Origin of the sequence: Nocardia amamiensis (assembly GCF_015477605.1) — a bacterium.
Lineage (GTDB): Bacteria > Actinomycetota > Actinomycetes > Mycobacteriales > Mycobacteriaceae > Nocardia > Nocardia amamiensis_A.
Genome location: NZ_JADLQX010000325.1, coordinates 1 through 255 on the forward strand (window position 1 = coordinate 1; position 255 = coordinate 255).

Sequence of the window (255 nt, forward strand, 5' to 3'; positions counted from 1 at the left end):
ACCGATGTATATTGCGACCCGGCGTCCGAATGATGAATCGTGGACCCGGTCCACGGCCGCCCCTGACGCCGCCGCAGCGCGGCGGCCTGACGGATCGCCGATTCCACGAACGCGGTCTGTTTGCTGGTTGAGCATTCCCAGCCCACGATCCGCCCGGCGTAGGCATCGATGACGAACGCGGTGTAGACGAACCCGCCACCGGCCAGCCGCACGTAGGTGAAATCGGCGACGACCAGCAGATTCGGGGCCGGAACC

The 255-nt window shown here is 66.3% G+C and carries 1 protein-coding gene; it reads right to left on the reverse strand.

Annotated elements, in window-relative coordinates; translation table 11 throughout:
• On the reverse strand, nucleotides 1-255 hold a 255-nt coding region (locus IU459_RS37990), incomplete at both ends, for a DDE-type integrase/transposase/recombinase (RefSeq protein ID WP_195134360.1).